Annotated in this window: 15 protein-coding genes; 11 read left to right on the forward strand and 4 right to left on the reverse strand. The window is 55.3% G+C overall.

The genetic code is table 11. The features are described from left to right. Position 1 precedes the first annotated feature (1 nt). The 9 genes from copD (at position 2) to H097_RS00970 (ending at position 12,288) form a co-directional block, all read left to right on the forward strand. The gene (gene copD / locus H097_RS00935; RefSeq protein ID WP_019334915.1) at positions 2 to 940 is read left to right on the forward strand and encodes a copper homeostasis membrane protein CopD; all 939 of its coding nucleotides are present in this window, start codon (positions 2 to 4) and stop codon (positions 938 to 940) included. Positions 941 to 1,014: 74 nt separating this feature from the next. Beyond that, a complete protein-coding gene (locus H097_RS28530) occupies positions 1,015 to 1,356 on the forward strand; it encodes a hypothetical protein (protein WP_080761980.1) in 342 nt (113 codons plus the stop codon). Positions 1,357 to 1,455: 99 nt separating this feature from the next. After that, the gene (locus H097_RS00940) at positions 1,456 to 2,712 is read left to right on the forward strand and encodes a TolC family protein (protein WP_032856639.1); all 1,257 of its coding nucleotides are present in this window, start codon (positions 1,456 to 1,458) and stop codon (positions 2,710 to 2,712) included. Next, positions 2,709 to 4,193, forward strand: a complete 1,485-nt coding sequence (locus tag H097_RS00945) for an efflux RND transporter periplasmic adaptor subunit (protein ID WP_032856640.1) — start codon at positions 2,709 to 2,711, stop codon at positions 4,191 to 4,193. The genes H097_RS00940 and H097_RS00945 overlap by 4 nt, the downstream gene beginning before the upstream one ends. Continuing rightward, positions 4,190 to 7,333: an efflux RND transporter permease subunit gene (locus H097_RS00950; protein ID WP_032856641.1), complete on the forward strand. Its 3,144-nt coding sequence runs from the start codon at positions 4,190 to 4,192 to the stop codon at positions 7,331 to 7,333. Before H097_RS00945 ends, H097_RS00950 begins: the two co-directional genes overlap by 4 nt. 291 nt (positions 7,334 to 7,624) lie before the next feature. Further along, positions 7,625 to 8,791: an SAVED domain-containing protein gene (locus H097_RS00955; protein ID WP_032856642.1), complete on the forward strand. Its 1,167-nt coding sequence runs from the start codon at positions 7,625 to 7,627 to the stop codon at positions 8,789 to 8,791. Beyond that, on the forward strand, positions 8,791 to 10,041 hold the full coding sequence (locus tag H097_RS00960) for a nucleotidyltransferase (RefSeq protein ID WP_019334920.1): 1,251 nt from the start codon (positions 8,791 to 8,793) through the stop codon (positions 10,039 to 10,041). Before H097_RS00955 ends, H097_RS00960 begins: the two co-directional genes overlap by 1 nt. After that, entirely contained in the window at positions 10,025 to 11,809 is a 1,785-nt protein-coding gene (locus tag H097_RS00965; RefSeq protein WP_032856643.1) for a ThiF family adenylyltransferase, read from the forward strand. The genes H097_RS00960 and H097_RS00965 overlap by 17 nt, the downstream gene beginning before the upstream one ends. Beyond that, positions 11,806 to 12,288 carry a Mov34/MPN/PAD-1 family protein gene (locus tag H097_RS00970; protein ID WP_019334922.1) on the forward strand — a complete coding sequence of 161 codons (483 nt, stop codon included), beginning with the start codon at positions 11,806 to 11,808 and terminating at the stop codon, positions 12,286 to 12,288. The genes H097_RS00965 and H097_RS00970 overlap by 4 nt, the downstream gene beginning before the upstream one ends. Positions 12,289 to 12,316: 28 nt before the next feature. Here H097_RS00970 and H097_RS00975 read toward each other — a convergent pair whose 3' ends face one another. After that, entirely contained in the window at positions 12,317 to 12,865 is a 549-nt protein-coding gene (locus tag H097_RS00975; protein WP_032856644.1) for a 3'-5' exonuclease, read from the reverse strand. 227 nt (positions 12,866 to 13,092) lie between these two features. On the opposite strand from H097_RS00975, the gene H097_RS00980 reads away from it, so the two are divergent. Together H097_RS00980 and H097_RS28090 are read left to right on the forward strand one after the other, a co-directional pair. Then, on the forward strand, positions 13,093 to 13,731 hold the full coding sequence (locus H097_RS00980) for an antitoxin Xre/MbcA/ParS toxin-binding domain-containing protein (RefSeq protein ID WP_224793261.1): 639 nt from the start codon (positions 13,093 to 13,095) through the stop codon (positions 13,729 to 13,731). 369 nt (positions 13,732 to 14,100) lie between these two features. Then, complete coding sequence (locus H097_RS28090; protein ID WP_143513845.1) at positions 14,101 to 14,493, forward strand: hypothetical protein; 393 nt, start codon at positions 14,101 to 14,103, stop codon at positions 14,491 to 14,493. A 357-nt stretch (positions 14,494 to 14,850) separates the two neighbouring features. Here H097_RS28090 and H097_RS00985 read toward each other — a convergent pair whose 3' ends face one another. From H097_RS00985 to H097_RS00995, 3 genes are all read right to left on the reverse strand, one after another. Then, the gene (locus H097_RS00985; protein ID WP_191982815.1) at positions 14,851 to 15,819 is read right to left on the reverse strand and encodes a bifunctional GNAT family N-acetyltransferase/nucleoside diphosphate kinase regulator; all 969 of its coding nucleotides are present in this window, start codon (positions 15,817 to 15,819) and stop codon (positions 14,851 to 14,853) included. 154 nt (positions 15,820 to 15,973) lie between these two features. Then, complete coding sequence (locus H097_RS00990; RefSeq protein WP_032856645.1) at positions 15,974 to 16,906, reverse strand: phosphatidate cytidylyltransferase; 933 nt, start codon at positions 16,904 to 16,906, stop codon at positions 15,974 to 15,976. A 1-nt stretch (position 16,907) separates the two neighbouring features. Then, positions 16,908 to 17,528: a lysophospholipid acyltransferase family protein gene (locus H097_RS00995; protein ID WP_032856646.1), complete on the reverse strand. Its 621-nt coding sequence runs from the start codon at positions 17,526 to 17,528 to the stop codon at positions 16,908 to 16,910. Between the last annotated feature and the right edge of the window lies 1 nt (position 17,529).

Below are 17,529 nucleotides of genomic sequence, written 5' to 3' on the forward strand. Positions count from 1 at the left end.
CATGAGCGACTCAATAAATATAGCTGTTCGCTTTGCTCTATATTTTGATCTGATGCTGTTATTTGGACTGGCAATATTTGGTCTTTATAGCCTGAGGGGAAAAGAGAGAGTATCGGGAGCGGTTTTAAATTTTGAGTCGCTTCTTTACAGTACATCTGTTTTAGGTGTAGCTCTGTCTCTAGCAGCCATGTTGTTGCTTGCGAAAGCTATGAGTGGTGTGTCGGGCTTCATGGAGCTACATCACCATATTTTTCAAATGGTTCTCATGGGGACTGACGTCGGTTTGACCTGGATGGTCCGGATAGTGGCGTTGCTGACGGCTGTTCTCGGCGTTGCTCTGAGCAAGCGCTTTCCGACACTCAGTCTTTGGATTGTCACTGTATGTGGCGCCATTGCGCTAGCGACGCTGGCATGGACAGGGCATGGTGCGATGGACGAAGGGAGCCGTCGTTACTGGCATTTTACTAGCGACATCTTCCATCTCTTGGCCGCAGGCGGTTGGTTGGGTGCGTTGGCAGCATTTGCACTGCTGCTGCGTTTAAAATCGCTGAAAGGTGATCAGGAAGTACGAGTTCTTGCTCGGGTACTGACAGGGTTTGAATCGGCCGGCGCGGTGATTGTAGTGATCATCAGTATAACGGGCGTGGTGAATTATCTATTTATCGTAGGACCGAGCCTCGATGAGGTGATGCTCAGCACTTATGGCCAGTTGCTATTTTTGAAAATCCTGCTATTTGCAGGGATGATCGTATTAGCCACGCTTAACCGTTTTCATCTAAGCCCCTTATTGGAGCGATCAGTTCGCAATGGCGAATACGCTGTCGCGGTGAATGCCTTGCGCCGTAGCATGAAACTTGAGTTTTCAATGGCGGTCATCATTATCTGTCTTGTCGCATGGTTAGGTACTTTAAGCCCTGTCATGGAAATGAGCGCAGCATAGACGTTGGTAACAGCCAATACAGGAGTCTTAAGGGTGAATTGTAAGGGCCATTTGCACCGTCTACACTTTAGCCCATGAAACGCTATGTGCGGTGTTGCCTGATTTTCCTAATTAGCTTGGCGCTTCCCCTTAGCGGGATGGCGGGTGTTCAGGCATCGACTGAACCATGCCCGATGAAAACCATGGGTATAGCGATGATGGATGGTATGGGTCAAGACTGCTGCCACGACATGAAAAGTACCGCTGAGCATGGCAAACCTTGTAAGTCGGGCCAGGAATGCAAAACGGGCGGCATGCTGCAAGTCTCGATCATCAAGCCTCCTATTACCTTGTCCAGTCCAATCGTTCTGCCCTTCTCCAGCCATTTCCCACTCGTACAAACCCCTTCTGGGTTATGGCGACCTCCCCGTACTTGATTCCTGTACCACACTGAGCCTCATTCCGCGTTAGCGGGATGGCATATCTGCGCGCATGTCTTATGAAGCGCGCGGTGGATCATCACAGGAATCGTGAACATGAACTCCAACTGCTTTTGCACAGGTTGGTCCCTCGTGGCCGGCCTGGCGGCAAGCGTACTGGCATTGCCGAGCCTTGCTGGTGCATTGACACTCGATGAAGCGCTGCGGCTGGCCGAAAACAATGCACCGTCGTTGACCGCACAAGACGCCAAAATTCAAGCAGCCACCAGTGCGGCCATTCCCGCCGGCGAACTACCCGATCCCAAGCTACTGCTGGGCTTGCAGAACTACCCCATTGGTGGTGCCGACAGATGGAGCATCGACCAGGACTTCATGACCATGCAAGTGGTCGGGATCAGACAGGAGATGCCCAACAGCGATAAGCGCAAAGCACGTATCGAGGTCGCGGATGCGGCTGTTGATCGAGCGTCCGCTGAGCGTCGAGTGGCGCGTCTGAACGTCCGACAGTCCACGGCATTGGCCTGGATCAGTAGCTACTCGGTTGAGCGTAAAGATGCGATGTTCCAGGACTTCTACAAAGAAAACCGTCTTCTGACCGATACCGTCAGATCTCAGATTGCGGGTGGCCGCGCCCAACCCGCCGATGCGGTGACACCTAAACAGGAAGCTGCCCAACTGGCGGAGCAGCAGGATGATTTAGTTCGCCAACGTGCACAGGCCCGGGCGGCCCTCAAGCGCTGGATTGGCCCAGCTGCCAATGACAAACCGGCGGGCAGCTTGCCTGATTGGCCCATTGAAACCTCTGGATACTCCCATAAGCTGCAACATCACCCTGAATTGGCGGCGTATGTGCCGATGACCCGTGAAGCACAAGCCAAGATCCGTGAAGCTGAGGCGGAAAAGCAATCTGACTGGAGCTGGGAATTCGACTATCAGCATCGAGGCAAACAATTCGGTGACATGGTTAGCGTCCAGTTTTCATGGGATCTCCCGCTGTTTCCTGACTCTCGGCAAAACCCCAAAATTGCGGCAAAGCACGCCGAACTCAACCAACTTGAAGCTGAGCGGGAAGCTCTGTCGCGCGAGCATACCCAGCAACTGGAGGATGAGTTGGCCGACTACGAGCGACTCAATCGTGCAGTCACCCGTAATCAGGAAAGCTTGTTGCCGCTGGCTAAAGAAAAGGTTGAACTCACCATGGCTAGCTACCGTTCCGGCAAAGGTGATTTGAACTCGGTTGTGGCCGCCCGACGCGAACTCATCGAAGCCCGTCTCAAGCAGATTGACGTTGAAGAGCAACGTGCTCTCACCAGCGCTCGCTTGTATTTCTCTTACGGGGAGCCCGCTCAATGAATTTCAAAGTATGGAAAGGGACTTTAGTTGTCGGCATCTCGATTGCCTTGGGTGTTGCCGGAGGTTACTGGTTAGCCCAACCGCGAATGAGCGAAGTAGCTGGTGTCGAGCCGGATCAGGAAGCCAAAGCCTCTCCCGATCGAAAGGTTCTGTATTGGTATGACCCCATGTACCCACAACAGAAATTCGATAAACCGGGTAAGTCACCCTTCATGGACATGCAGATGATCCCCCAATACGCAGATACCAAGGGGGACAGCGGCGGCATTCGAATTGATCCAAGCCTGACTCAGAACCTTGGTGTGCGACTGGCTAGTGTCAGTCGAGGGGTATTTGCCTCGACACTGAACGTGGTAGGTGTTCTGGCCTTCAACGAACGGGACGTTGCAGTCATTCAGGCCCGTACGGCGGGTTTTGTCGAGCGCGTGTACGCCCATGCACCTGGTGATGTGCTGAAAGTGAATGCAGCCTTGGCAGATATCTTGGTGCCGGATTGGGCAGCTGCTCAAGAGGAATTTCTCGCCCTCAAGCGTAGTGGCGATGCTGACTTGCTGACAGCGGCCCGCCAGCGATTGAGGCTCACCGGAATGCCAACTAAGTTAATTGCTCAAGTTGAGCGCAGTGGCAAAGTTCAACCGAACCTGACTCTGACCAGCCCTATTGGTGGTGTGCTTCAAGAGCTGAGTGTGCGTGAAGGTATGACGGTGGCCGCAGGCGAGACGCTCGCGCGTGTTAATGGTTTGAGCAGTGTCTGGCTGGCCGTGGCGGTACCAGAGTCGGAGGCTGGGTCAATCGTCGTAGGGCAAGCAGCCGAAGCGCGTTTGTCCGCGCTCCCTGGAGTTGTGCTCAAGGGCGTCGTCAGTGCGATTCTTCCGGAAACCAGTTCGGACAGTCGCACACTTCGCGTTCGAGTTGAGTTACCCAATCCGGATGGCCGACTCAGGCCAGGTTTGACCGCGCAGGTAAGTCTCAATCGTTCGACGGAGCAAAGTGTTTTGTGGGTGCCGAGCGAGGCCGTCATTCGTACCGGTCGACGTACGTTGGTCATGCTCTCTGAAGACGCTGGTCGATATCGCCCGGTGGAGGTGCAGTTAGGCCAAGATAACGATGGCAAAACGCTGATATTGAAAGGCTTGGAAGAGGGGCAAAAAGTGGTGACTTCTGGCCAGTTCCTTCTCGACTCGGAGGCCAGTCTCAAGGGCGTTGTCGCAAGCTCACTGGACGTTTCGCCATCTACTGTAACCGCAGGCGCTTTGCATGAGGCCGATGGTCAGATCGTTGAGATCAACGACAAAGAAGTCACGCTCGCCCACGGTCCCTTCAGAACATTGGGTATGTCAGGCATGACGATGACTTTCCCTCTCGCCGCTCCAGCTCTGATGAAGGGTCTTAAAACGGGCGACAAGGTTCGGATCGCTGTCAGCCAGACGGAAGATGGTCTGCGAGTTGAGCGTCTGGAACGCTTTGGGAGCCAGCCATGATCGCGGCCCTTATTCGCTGGTCGGTGGCTAACCGCTTTCTTGTGTTGCTGGCGACGCTGTTTGTCACGGCATGGGGGATCTGGGCGGTTCAAAGTACGCCCATTGACGCATTGCCAGACCTGTCGGATGTTCAGGTAATTATCCGTACACCATATCCAGGCCAAGCCCCACAGATCGTAGAAAACCAGGTCACCTATCCATTGGCAACCACTATGCTCTCTGTGCCTGGTGCCAAGACTGTGCGCGGTTATTCCTTCTTTGGCGACAGTTTCGTTTACGTACTATTCGAAGACGGAACTGACTTGTACTGGGCCCGCTCGCGCGTATTGGAATATCTGAGCCAGATACAAAGCCGGCTTCCGGCCAGTGCCAAGCCCGCATTAGGACCTGATGCCACTGGGGTTGGCTGGATTTTCCAGTACGCCCTGGTAGACCGAAGCGGCGGGCATGACTTGGCGCAGTTACGTGCCTTGCAGGACTGGTTCCTCAAATTCGAGCTTAAGACCCTACCGAACGTTGCGGAAGTGGCCACGGTGGGTGGCATGGTAAAGCAGTACCAGGTGCAGCTTGATCCGGTGAAGTTGGCCAGCTTGGGGATCACGCAGTCTGAAGTGACCGAGGCGATCGGCAAGGCCAATCAGGAAACTGGTGGGGCGGTGCTGGAGATGGCGGAGACCGAGTTTATTGTGCGGGCTTCCGGGTACTTGAAGACCCTCAATGACTTTCGTGCTATCCCACTCAAACTGGGCACGGGTGGTGTGCCGGTCACTCTGGGCGATGTTGCCACGATTCAGATGGGGCCTGAGATGCGTCGAGGCATCACCGAACTCGATGGCGAAGGTGAGACCGTCGGCGGCGTGGTAATTCTGCGCAGCGGTAAGAATGCTCGAGAAACCATTGCGGCGGTCAAGACCAAACTCGACGAGCTGAAAAGCAGTCTGCCGGCGGGGGTAGAAATCGTCACCACCTACGACCGCAGCAAGTTGATTGATCGTGCCGTGGAAAACCTCAGCCACAAGCTGATCGAAGAGTTCATCGTCGTCGCGTTGGTCTGCGGAATCTTTCTCTGGCACCTGCGTTCATCTCTGGTGGCAATCATCTCCCTGCCGGTTGGGGTGCTGATCGCCTTCATCGTAATGCGCTATCAGGGTATCAACGCCAACATCATGTCCCTTGGCGGGATTGCCATCGCCATCGGCGCCATGGTCGACGCTGCCGTGGTGATGATTGAAAACGCCCACAAGAAGGTCGAGGCTTGGCACGTGGCTAATCCTGGGGAGGAACTGAAAGGTGAACGTCATTGGCACGTGATGACTGAAGCGGCTGCCGAGGTAGGACCCGCATTGTTCTTCTGTCTGCTGATCATCACCCTGTCGTTCATTCCGGTGTTCACGCTGGAGGCTCAGGAAGGACGTCTATTCGGTCCATTGGCGTTCACCAAAACCTACGCTATGGCCGCAGCGGCTGGACTGTCGGTAACTCTAGTTCCGGTGTTGATGGGGTATTGGATTCGCGGACGAATTCCTAATGAGCAACAGAATCCGCTAAATCGCTGGTTGATCCGGATCTACGAGCCCGCTCTGGACGCCGTATTACGTCGACCTAAAGTAACGCTGCTGGTTGCATTGCTAGTCTTTGTCAGCGCGTTGTGGCCGATCTCTCGTCTGGGTGGTGAGTTTCTTCCCCCGTTGGACGAAGGGGACCTGCTCTATATGCCGTCAGCTCTGCCTGGATTATCGGCGCAGAAGGCCGCGCAACTGCTTCAGCAGACTGACCGTCTAATAAAGACAGTTCCAGAGGTCGAACACGTTTTCGGAAAAGCCGGCCGCGCTGAAACCGCGACTGACCCGGCACCGTTGGAAATGTTCGAGACCACCATTCAATTCAAACCACGCGAGCAGTGGCGCCCAGGCATGACCCAGGAAAAGCTCGTTGAGGAGCTAGAACAAGTGGTGCGTGTCCCAGGATTAACCAACATCTGGATACCGCCTATTCGTAACCGTATCGACATGCTGGCCACCGGCATAAAAAGCCCGATTGGCGTGAAGGTTGCCGGTACCAACCTGACGGAGATCGATGCCGTCACCCAAGCCATCGAGCGTGTTGCCAAGGACGTCTCAGGTGTCAGTTCAGCGTTAGCCGAACGACTGACCGGTGGCCGCTATATTGATGTAGATATCGATCGCAAAGCTGCGGCACGCTATGGGTTAAATATTGCCGATGTGCAATCAATCGTGGCCGGCGCAATCGGCGGTGAAAACGTCGGGGAGACGATTGAAGGGTTGGCTCGTTTCCCAATTAACGTACGTTACCCTCGTGAGTGGCGGGATTCGCTCGGCGCTTTGGAGCAGTTGCCGATCTACACCCCGCTAGGCAGCCAGATCACCCTTGGCACCGTGGCGAAGATCAAGGTCAACGACGGGCCGCCAATGCTCAAGAGTGAGAACGCACGGCCTTCAGGCTGGGTGTACATCGATGTGCGTGGCCGGGACATTGCCTCCGTAGTCGCCGATCTACGCCGGGTCGTCAGTGAGCAGGTCAAGTTGCAGCCCGGCATGAGCCTGAGCTACTCAGGTCAGTTCGAGTTTCTCGAAAGGGCCAACGCACGACTCAAACTGGTGGTGCCTGCCACGCTGTTGATCATCTTCGTGTTGCTCTACCTGACATTTGCACGCCTTGATGAGGCTTTGCTGATTATGGCCACGCTGCCATTCGCTCTCACGGGCGGGGCATGGTTTCTCTATCTGTTGGGATTCAACCTGTCGGTTGCCACCGGGGTCGGCTTTATCGCCTTGGCCGGTGTTTCTGCCGAATTTGGCGTGATCATGCTGCTCTACCTGAAAAATGCATGGACCGAGCGTCAAGACCTCGGTGACAACACAGAACGCGGGTTGATGGCCGCGATTTGTGAAGGCGCTGTCCAGCGCGTTCGACCTAAGGCTATGACCGTGGCAGTGGTTATCGCTGGTTTGTTACCTATACTTTTGGGAGGCGGTTCCGGTAGCGAGGTTATGAGCCGCATTGCCGCCCCGATGATTGGCGGTATGGTTACGGCACCCTTGCTATCGCTGTTTGTGATCCCGGCGGCCTATCACCTCATGCGTCGTCGACACTTGTCCGTTGAGCCTGGCAAGCACTGACGCGTAAAAACGCATACGAAAGGGGCTGCGCTTGCAGCCTCGTTTGAGCTGCACAGCTCGTTTTCATCAGTCTTACATGCGCTGTGGTCAGTGCCATTACCCACCAGCACTTGCCAGAAAACGAACGCCGCCACCACCGCCTTTCGATGAGCCAAAAAAGCATCCTGCTAAAAGGCGACTCAGCATTCGTCACCCTCAGATCTCTCTTGAAATCGGGACGAATGACCCTAATATGATCTTATCTTGCCATCATCGTTTTCAATCATGGATGTTTTTCGGGGGTCGGTCGAAATGGCAGAAAAAGAAGACGCTAAGCCCGCGAGCGGGCGCTTTAACACGAATGATGAGACGAAGCGGATCGTATGGACACAGACCGCTGGTCATTGTGAACTGTGCGGTACGGATCTAACGTTCGACTATCGTGCCGGCAAGCCAATGAAATGGGGCGAAGTGGCGCATATCTTACCCGCCAGTCCCAAGGGGCCTCGGGGACGCGCGGATCATGATGCTGAGGCGCACACTAACGATACTGCTAACCTGATGCTCCTGTGCCCAGGCTGTCATGACAAAATTGATCGTGACGCAGATGGCTACCCTGAAAATGATCTGAGCGGTTTGCACCAAGCGTACCTTGAACGCATCCGACTCGCCGCAACGACCCCCGATGGTGGCAGAGCCATTCCTCTCATCGTCCAGAGTCAGCACTTTCAGACGATCAACGATATCCCCGTTCGCGATCTGTTGGCTGCGATGTCCGCCGAGGGATTAACCGCCTTCGATCAAGGCATCAAAATCGCCTTCGCTGCGCCCGGACCACGTGGCAGGGACACTACCTATTGGCAGAACGTCAAAGACAGCGTCCAGTATGAGCTGGAGCAGCAACTCAAACGTCGCGGCGGCACTTATGGCGATTCGCCCGCGCTAGCAGTAGTCGGCTTGGCCGACATTCCGGCCTTGATGATGTTGGGCCAGAGTATCGGCGACCGTTCCAAACGCTTGATCTTCTCTTTTCATCGCGAGCATCTTTTGCGCTGGCCCGATCAGTCTGCTGAGCCGCCTAGTTTTCTGTTTACGCCTCCACCCAACGGCGATGGCCCACTGGCGTTGGTGCTCTCCATTTCTGCGCAAGTTCCAGTACGCGACGTGACCGACGCTCTACCCGGTGCACGTATTGCAGAGCTGTCGATCCCAGAACCAAGCTACGCGATGGTACAGAACCGTCGGGTGATTCATGCTTTTCGCGACGCACTTCAAATACGACTGAGCCAGCTTGAGGCTCTGACTCCTGACCCCATCCACGTCTTCGCCGCCATTCCTGCGGCATTGGCCATCGAGTTTGGCGCGTTGCTCACAACACAGCATCAACATACATACCTGATCTTCGATCGGGACAAAGAAAACCAAGATCGGTTTACGCAAACACTGCAATTGGGTCCCGTGGCCCAGGAGGCTATGTAATGCTTTTGAGCAACGAACAGACCAAGCGCAGCAGTTGGGAATATTTTCTGCTTCGCGCCGCGAGGGAGATCTCGCTGTCGGAAGCGCAGTACGAAAAAATCAATGACCGCTACTCCCAACTGGAAAAAATCCTCTCGGCTTCCGACAATCCGTTGCTCGCTGAGGCTCATATTTTCGTTCAGGGCTCAATGCGGCTGAAAACGACCATTAAGCCAATTCCCGGGGCGCCTGCGGATCTGGACACCATTGATGCGGACGCGATTATCTGGCTCCCTCACGCTCAAGGCGCTGGTGCGAAGGAAGTTCTAGAGGCGATTGAGCAGCGTTTTAGGGAAGGCTCCCGCGTTCAGGAAGAAGTTAAGCAACTACGTCGTGGTATTCGAATCGTTTATGCAGACGAAAATCCAGGTTTCCACATCGATGTCACACCTGCCCGGGCGATCAACGGAAATGGCGAAGCAAACGGCGAGGGTAAGCTTGAGGTTCCGGATCGAGTCACAGGATGGAAAGCGAGCAGCCCTATTCCTTACTCGAATTGGTTGCAGGTCGCTTCCGCCCAGGAAATCTCTCTGGAAAGCTTAGTGGTTGCCAAAAGCCAGCGGATGCTTGATGCCGCGACCCAAGATCCTTTGCCGCATTATCAGGATTACATCGATCAAGATCCCCTGCGTGCGACCATTAAGCTGCTCAAGCGGCATCGCGATGAATGGGCCATCAAGACAAGGAGCGCTGATACTCGCCCAATATCTGCGGTCATCACCACTCTAGCCACGCACGCATACCTGGATGTCGTAAAGGAGTCGCAGTCGAAGCCTCTGGCACCGCTCGATGCAATTTTGGAAATCGTTCGCAGAATGCCGCAGCACATCGCGCATAGAGGTAGCGACTGCTATGTCTGCAACCCTGCCGATAACGGCGAAAACTTTGCAGAGAAGTGGAATCGACCGGGCGAGGGGCAAGGCTACCGTCAGGCATTCGCCAAGTGGCATGCGGACGCCAGTGCATCTGTGTCATTAGGTTTGGAAAGTTTTGAATCCAATGACTCCTTTGCCGAGGCAGTGAAAAAGAACTTCGGTATTGCGCCGGCGTTCATCACGGCAGTGAACAATGAAATCCCTGCGAATTGGACGATGCCCGGTCGACCGGATGGCACTACTCGAAACTCTGCTTCGATGGGTTCGCTCTTCGGAGGGGCCAGCGGTGGCGGAACCTCTCAGTCGAGCGTAAAGCCAGTTGGACGCCTTGGCTGATCCTATTAAGACACCATTGCAGCGCGGAATCGCCGCACTGCGTAACACCCTAGGTCAGGATGCTGCCGATGCATTGCTCCAGCCCGCACCCATGCGGGCTGACGAAGCGGCGTGCTTTCACTTCCCCTTGCCCACCGATTACACGGGGCAGGAGCGGCGACTGCGTATAGGTTTCCCCTCCAACTTTCCCCGCGGGCTCTTGCGGCTGAACGTCGAACCCTCTCCATGGCTGGTTTGGCCGCATGCCACTAAGTCGGGGCTTTGCCTTCATGGCTTTCAGGAACGCCCCATCATGGGCTCCCCGGAGGTCGTGGTAGAGGACAGCCTTGCTCGCTTGGCCCAGATCGTTTCGTTGTCCAAGATGGGATCAAACCAGGCAACACGCGATATCGAATTTCAGAATGAGATCACTACCTACTGGTCGTTTCAGCACGGGCAGTCATTCCAGAACCTCTTACTGTTGGATCGACCTCAGGCTGCCTCGCAGTTGTTTGCGCTCAGCGATCCGCGCCGAGCTGTGCCATCCGGTCAGGAAACGGTTTGGTTAGCATCGAATGTAGCTGCACTCAAAGGGCATTACCGACGGGTCGTCGGGCGCTCTGCTGTCATTCGTGCGGCCGAAACTCCCGGTTTTTACGTCAAGCTTCAGACTTATCCGGATATCCGCACCCCGGATCCAGAAGATTTATTGCTGTGGCTAAAGCCACACCTTCAACCAGACGATGCCGAGCAATTGCTGGCATGGTTTGAGCTGCATGGAACGTTGGCGAGTCGATGGATTGTTCTGGAGCTTCCAGGAGGCGCAGATGCTCCAACATATTGTCTCAATGTGCGTTCGCTCGGTGTACAGCAGGAGCGGGGGGCAAAGTTTGGCTTGCGTACAGCTCGCCGGCGGCCAGCTATCGCAAATGCTCATCCTCCGGCGCTCGTCCGAGCAACTGCCCTGGATGTGCTTGATCGAGCGTCTATCCTGTCCCGCGATATAAGCGGCACTGCACAGCACCTTGAAAATGCTCGAGTCGTTTGTGTTGGCGTTGGCTCATTAGGCAGTACGGTGGCAATACAATTGGCACGATCCGGTGTCGGCCACCTTACCCTCATCGATCCTGACACTTTGGTGTCAGCCAATCTGGGGAGGCACGTTCTGGGAGCGGATAGCCTAGGGAGGCTGAAAGCCTCAGCGTTGAGGGACAAGATTCTGTTAGATCTTCCGACGACAGAATGCACCGCTTATTCGACTTTTGCCGAAGTAGTGATGAGTAGCAAACCAGAAGTGTTCGATAACGCAGATCTGGTGGTGATCACGACAGCAGACTGGCAGTCGGAGGTCACTGTATGGCGAACCAAATCCAGCGGCGCTCCTTGGGGGCTTTTACAAGCCTGGAGCGAACCGTATACCCAGGTCGGCCATGCTCTATTCGCACCAGGCGGCACCTTTGATGGCCGTCAGTTGTTCACGGACGTCGGCGATTTTTTGCATAGATTTACAGAGTGGCCGGGAGGCGGTGTTGTTCCACTGCCCGCGTGTGGCGAGAGCTTTATCCCAGGCGGCTCGCTGGGAATGACCAATATCGCCTCTATGGTGTCGCACACGGCCTTACGCGCATTGACCGGCAAGATCGCCACTGCATCTTGGGTCAGCAGCATTTATAGGCCTGAAGATGTGCTGAGCCTAGGAGGCCAATACCATGGGCCCAAACTGCCAGAGGGGACGCAGCAAATCCTACTCGAACGCGGATGGCCGGAAGATAAGGACGAAATGGTATGACGGATATCGCATGGCGCTGGCGATGGCCGGAGGTGGACTCCGAGCTATTGGTGTCCCAGGCGGTCGCGGACATCTTGGATAGTCATCGGCAGGGCCTTTTTGGCGTGGAGCGAGGTGGACAGTTATTCGTCAACCCTGTTGATCCGAAAGGTTTGCTGCTGGCCTTGGCCACGTTGCCTCATCGCGCCGATCGGTCAGGCTGGTCTTGGCTAGAGTTGGATGCGGCGCGGTGCCGTCAGGAGATCCAGGCTGCCAACGAACAAGGGTTACGCCTGGTGGGCTATTGGCATACGCATCCCCAATCCGTTCCGGTGATCTCTCCGGCAGACATCGGTAGTTTCTCCAAATTTGCTGCACGTTACACGCAGGATCTGCCGCACCCAATAGCCATTATTGTCGGCAAGTCCGAAAAACCAGAAGGTATCAAGGCGTGGTCGTTCAGGGACGGCAGATATGTTGAGGCAACCTGGGTCAGATGAACTTCAAGTCAGTGCGGTGGAAGGCAGGTCAGCGTTTATAGTTACCCGCTAGCATTAGGGCGAAGAGCTCTGCCTGAAAGCGGGCATCATCCAATGCGTTATGGTTCGGTTCGCTGAGTGGCTTCAGCGCAGCGGTCATTTTGGATGATTTTGTTTCCTTCCAGCTGCAACCTACAGCGCCCATAAAGTAGGCCTTCATGTCGATAGCGGTAAAACCAAAGGGGTTGGTTTCCAGGTATTTGTGGAAGTAGTAATTGACGAATGACCAGTCAAACGGTGCATTGAGTCCTACGAAAATGACCTTTTGCCCCGTTTGGCAGGACGATCTCAGCCACTGATCAAATGTCAGCATCGCCTGTTGCGGAGCGAGACCCTCGCGCTCCAGCTTCTCCAGACTCAGCCCCGATACTGCCAGCGCTTCGGGGTCGTGTTTCGGACTGTCAGGCCGTAGTTCAAGATATATGGACGTTTCAGGTTGGGCTACAAGACAAGCTCCAATGGAAAGCAGACTGTAATCGCCTGGTATAGGCCCAGAAGTCTCGACGTCGACGGAAACATAAAGCTCATTAGGGTGCATGTCATATCCTTTCGTGTAGTTAACTGATCACGCTCAGGCTCTTAGCCATGTGAAGGTGGAAAGGCAGGTATATCCATTGCCCCATTTTTTGCTGTTTCACTCGCTATCCGGCGTTCGAGCAGCGGCAGTGCCTGTCTACCAGCGGATTGCGCGTTCCTTTGGTCAGCTCTGGGCCCAACCATGATGATGTGTGTCATTCTCTGATGGCGGATGAGGGCCGGACGATCATGAGTGAAACTGAGCGTTGGATAGTAAAATCCCAGAAAACTGAGGACGGAACTGGCGACATCATCATTGATCTGCCTCAAGAGTTGCTTGACCAAATGAGGTTAGGTGTTGGGGACGACTTGGAGCTAACGGTATTGAATGGCACATTAGTCCTGACGCCCGTCCGCAACGCAACATCAGTGCGGCCCATGTTTGCTGGCGTCCTGCGTCAGGATGCCAGTCATGCTTACCGCATGCGTCTGGAGACGCTTCTTCATATTTCTGTCAATGCTTCGGATCTGGACATTCACGACATGATAGTAGCTGGCTTCTCGGCCAGCCTGATCAAAATGCTTTGTGATGATGGAACCCTCAGCGACGAAGAACGCGACAGAATCATTCAACCCAAAACGCTCAAAACAAAACTGTCAGCCAATCAGCTTTTAACGTCGCATGAGAGCGATCGCCTGTTCCGTTTTGCACATATTACCGCTATGGCCGAGGTGGTCTTCGGTGACAAAGGGAAGGCCAAACATTGGCTTTCCAAACCCAAAGCCCGTTTTTTAGGAGAAAGCCCATTGGCGATGGTCACTACAACCTTTGGCACACATCTAGTCGAAGAAATGCTGATTCAAGTGTCTGAGGGCATGTCATTTTGATTCAGTCGCAGCCAAACGGACTCTACCGCTCCTTGAGTAACATGGATTTCATGCACCAATACCGGCGTCGCATAGCCGAATACGGCATGCACGGGCATCCATGAAGCACTAGGTTTCACCCGCATCGGCACCTACCGCTAGGTAGGGTTCACGCACGGCAATGGTATAGCTGTGTACTGGCGCAAACCACTTTATCCGGTGACAACTCGATAGAAATCATCCCGTTCAGTGAGATGAAGGGAGAAGACGGAACAGCCATGAGATCACCCTGCTGCTATCCGTCGGCATCGGAACCTGGTGATCCGCTGGGAGCTAAGCTGAATGATGCTTCTCGTTCGAATCGGTTTTTTGGATCGGCAGGAGGTACAAATGAATTTGGCAGATTATGTTTCAGTGCTTTCTGCAGGCGAGAAAATAGACGGATGCCAACTCGCCCCCTCAGATGCAGTGGCTTTCGCCAGTCTGCATTTTCCTTCCCGTGCCTATTGTCTTGTTGCTGATTGGGCAATATTGGATCTCGACATTACAACACGTCAGCGAAAAGCCATTACGGATAGACAGCTAATTCCTGCTCTCGTTTACGCTTTGACCGTTATCCAAGACAGTAAAGGCCGCTTCCCGCCTGGTGATTGGGTCCGATCAACGCTGGGTGTTTCCTTCACCAATGACTGCTTATTTCGAACAAAAAACACAGTGTATGTGCTGATGGGGACCGGTCGAAGGTTGCGCACGGATTTAGACATCGCACTGAGCCTGTGTTGAAAAAAGACTATTTCCGCACAGGTGATTGACCGGTCGCGCTCACATGGTGTTTCGGCATAAATGATTGCTCTCGCTGTTGTGTCAAACTATGTTGTTACCAATCGAGCCCCGTATTTGAAGTGCGACCCGTCTGTGTCAGTCTATGTTGCTGTTGTGTGGCCCCCGGATCATCCTACAGGCCCCGATTTACGAGAGGGGCTGTGTCAAACTATGTTGTTGGTAACCAGGTGGTTTTAGAGAATTAAAACTGCCGCTGGTGTATTAAATCTGACGCAGGTAGCTGACCGTTCTGATCAGCGCCTGCTACAGACGCGCCACCGTCCTCAATGGCTGCACGAAGTAGCCTGGGCCCTATCTCTATAGGTGGAAGTCGCCCGCAGCCTCCGGCTGGTAAAGCACTTTCCTGATCTCAATCCGGCGGGTCCGGTCAGAAACCCGCCAGTCGATGGCGTCTCCCTCCTGATAACCCAAAATGGCGGCGCCGATGTCGGAATACACGGAATGCTTCCCTGCGTTGCTGTCCGCGTCTTCGGGGTAGACCAGGGCCACTTCGATCTCTTCGTCGTCCAGCTGCAGCAAGGCCCTGGAGTTCATCGTGACGACATTGCGGGCCACCTGCTGCGGCTTGACGACAATGGCTCGCTCAAGCTCGTGTTCGAGTTCAACAACGGCCGGGCCTTGTTCGAGCACGATTAGACTTTCGAGCCTGGCCTTGTCGATTTCAGTGATGTAGATCCTAGTGGAGTCGCCAACGCCACCTTCGCGCAAGAACTGGAGATAGCGCCCCACCGTCATGGAAAACGACTTCAATGTCGGTGTTTCGCTCTCAAGCACAAAGCCGCTGCGCAGAAAGGCTTTCAGCGAGCGCGCGTTGTCCGGGTGGATCTTGGCGATGAGCTTCTTGGCCCGCATGTCGAGGAAGGCCAGTTTCATGCCTTCGCGGATCGTACGGGCGCCAAGGTTCTTGCCCCATTTGTCGCTGTCTCCGATGACCAGGACGATCTCGCAATCTGAGCCGGTCTTGATGAGACGGACAAAACCCACCGGCGCGTCATGCCGGTCATAGGCCATGAAGAATCGCCCGCCCCGGTTGAATAGATGGGTCAGGATCGGCAATTGAGTCCGATCGATGGCGTGCTCGATGGAGCGGGAGACATGACGCGAATCGCTCAGATAGCAGGTGACGCGCTCATCCTCCAACCAGTCCATCAGCGTCAGTGCATGCGCCCGAGTAATTTCGGGGCACAGCGAAATGAAAGGCTTGTTCATCTTCAGCACACTTATTTGTAGTCGAAAAGGGCGGAAGCCCTCCATGGTTATGGCCATGACGGTTCTTTCGGCAACCGGCTATGTTAAGACATAACGCGAGTAATGCCGAATAGCCTGGAGACTCGGCCAAACAGGTGGCGCCTGACATCACGTTTTCGCGCGCAAGCCCGCTCTCACATTTGAGCGTCGCGAGCCTTCGGATAGGTGTGACTCAGGTCCACCAATACCGCACCAGATGAAAGAAAATCGGCGCCGCAAAACACACCGAATCCAGCCGATCGAGCATCCCGCCGTGCCCTTCGATCATATGCCCCCAGTCCTTCACGCCCCGATCGCGCTTGATCGCCGACATCACAATCCCGCCGGCAAAGCCCAGCAGGTTGATCAACAGTGCTATCAGGAAGGACTGCCAGGGGTTGAACGGTGTGATCCACCACAGCGCCGCGCCGATCAGGGATGACAGCAGGATCCCGCCGACAAAGCCTTCGACGGTTTTCGACGGTGACAGGTTGGGGGCGATCTTGCGTTTGCCGAACAGTTTGCCGCACACGTACTGCAACACGTCCGAGAGCTGCACTACGATCACCAGGTAGGCGATCAGCAAGAGGTTGCGGCCCTCGTAGCCGACGATGTCGAGGGTCAGCAGGGCGGGGACGAAGGATACGCAGAACACCGCGATCATCAGGCCCCACTGCACTTTCGACGCCCGCTCCAGGAAGTGCGTGCTGTCGCCGCCCAGCGAGGCCAGGATGGGCAGCAGCAGGAATACGTAGACCGGGATAAAGATCGAGAACAGGCCGTACCAGTCAAAGTAGATCAGCAGGTATTGCAGCGGCAGCGCCAGGTAGAACGCGGCGACCAGCGCCGGGTAGTCGCTGCGGCGGGTGGGGGTGAGGGTGAGGAATTCGCGCAGGGCGTAGAACGACACGGCGTAGAACAGCAGGATCACCGTGCCGGTGCCGAGCCAGAAGGCGATGCCGATCACCACCACCATCACCCACCAGGCGTTGATGCGGGCGTTGAGGTTGTCGATCACCGCGTTAGGCGTGCCACGGGTGCGTAGCTTGAGGATCAGGCCGATCAGCGAGGCGAGCACCAGGATCATGCCGATACCGCCGAACAACATCAGGGTTTGGCTATCCATGTCAGGAATGCTCCGGGGCGAGGGCGAGCAGGGCGTCGCGGCTGCGGGCGAGGAATAGGGCCTTGTCTTCACCGTCTGCCAATTGCAGGGGGGCGCCGAAGCTGGTGGTGCATAGCAATGGCAGTGGCAGCACGCGACCCTTGGGCATCACGCGGTTGAGGTTGGCGATCCACACCGGGATCAGTTGCGCCTGTGGGTAACTCTTTGCCAGGTGATACAGGCCACTTTTGAACGGCAACAGGCCATCCTCCAGGTTACGCGTACCCTCGGGGAAGATGATCAGCGAGTCGCCCTGTTCCAGGGCTTCGAGCATTGGCTGCAAAGGGTTATCCACAGGGTCTTTGCGTTCGCGGTCGATCAGCACGCCGTTGAAGACGCGGTTGATGATGTAACGGCGCAGCGCGCTTTTGTTCCAGTAGTCCGTGCCGGCCACCGGGCGTGTGGCTTTGCGCAGGTTTGGCGGCAAGGATGCCCAGAGCAGCACAAAGTCGCCGTGGCTGCTGTGGTTGGCAAAATAGATGCGCTGCACCGGTTCTGGCGCACAACCCAGCCACAGGCTGCGAGCGCCGGTCACTGTGCGGGCCATGGAGGTAATCAGGGTCGCGACCACGGGTTCGAACATG

It is taken from the genome of Pseudomonas sp. FH4 (genome assembly GCF_000510915.2).
Taxonomy (GTDB): Bacteria; Pseudomonadota; Gammaproteobacteria; order Pseudomonadales; family Pseudomonadaceae; genus Aquipseudomonas; species Aquipseudomonas brenneri.

What these genes read in the sequence shown, in the direction of transcription:
- copD (WP_019334915.1), top strand. Translation starts at nt 2, where the DNA reads ATGAGCGACTCAATAAATATAGCTGTTCGCTTTGCTCTATATTTTGAT.
- H097_RS00970 (WP_019334922.1), top strand. Translation starts at nt 11,806, where the DNA reads ATGACGGATATCGCATGGCGCTGGCGATGGCCGGAGGTGGACTCCGAG.
- H097_RS28090 (WP_143513845.1), top strand. Translation starts at nt 14,101, where the DNA reads ATGAATTTGGCAGATTATGTTTCAGTGCTTTCTGCAGGCGAGAAAATA.
- H097_RS00960 (WP_019334920.1), top strand. Translation starts at nt 8,791, where the DNA reads ATGCTTTTGAGCAACGAACAGACCAAGCGCAGCAGTTGGGAATATTTT.
- H097_RS00940 (WP_032856639.1), top strand. Translation starts at nt 1,456, where the DNA reads ATGAACTCCAACTGCTTTTGCACAGGTTGGTCCCTCGTGGCCGGCCTG.
- H097_RS00995 (WP_032856646.1), bottom strand. Translation starts at nt 17,528, where the DNA reads ATGTTCGAACCCGTGGTCGCGACCCTGATTACCTCCATGGCCCGCACA.
- H097_RS00955 (WP_032856642.1), top strand. Translation starts at nt 7,625, where the DNA reads ATGGCAGAAAAAGAAGACGCTAAGCCCGCGAGCGGGCGCTTTAACACG.
- H097_RS28530 (WP_080761980.1), top strand. Translation starts at nt 1,015, where the DNA reads ATGAAACGCTATGTGCGGTGTTGCCTGATTTTCCTAATTAGCTTGGCG.
- H097_RS00945 (WP_032856640.1), top strand. Translation starts at nt 2,709, where the DNA reads ATGAATTTCAAAGTATGGAAAGGGACTTTAGTTGTCGGCATCTCGATT.
- H097_RS00990 (WP_032856645.1), bottom strand. Translation starts at nt 16,906, where the DNA reads ATGGATAGCCAAACCCTGATGTTGTTCGGCGGTATCGGCATGATCCTG.
- H097_RS00975 (WP_032856644.1), bottom strand. Translation starts at nt 12,865, where the DNA reads ATGCACCCTAATGAGCTTTATGTTTCCGTCGACGTCGAGACTTCTGGG.
- H097_RS00985 (WP_191982815.1), bottom strand. Translation starts at nt 15,819, where the DNA reads ATGGCCATAACCATGGAGGGCTTCCGCCCTTTTCGACTACAAATAAGT.
- H097_RS00950 (WP_032856641.1), top strand. Translation starts at nt 4,190, where the DNA reads ATGATCGCGGCCCTTATTCGCTGGTCGGTGGCTAACCGCTTTCTTGTG.
- H097_RS00980 (WP_224793261.1), top strand. Translation starts at nt 13,093, where the DNA reads ATGAGTGAAACTGAGCGTTGGATAGTAAAATCCCAGAAAACTGAGGAC.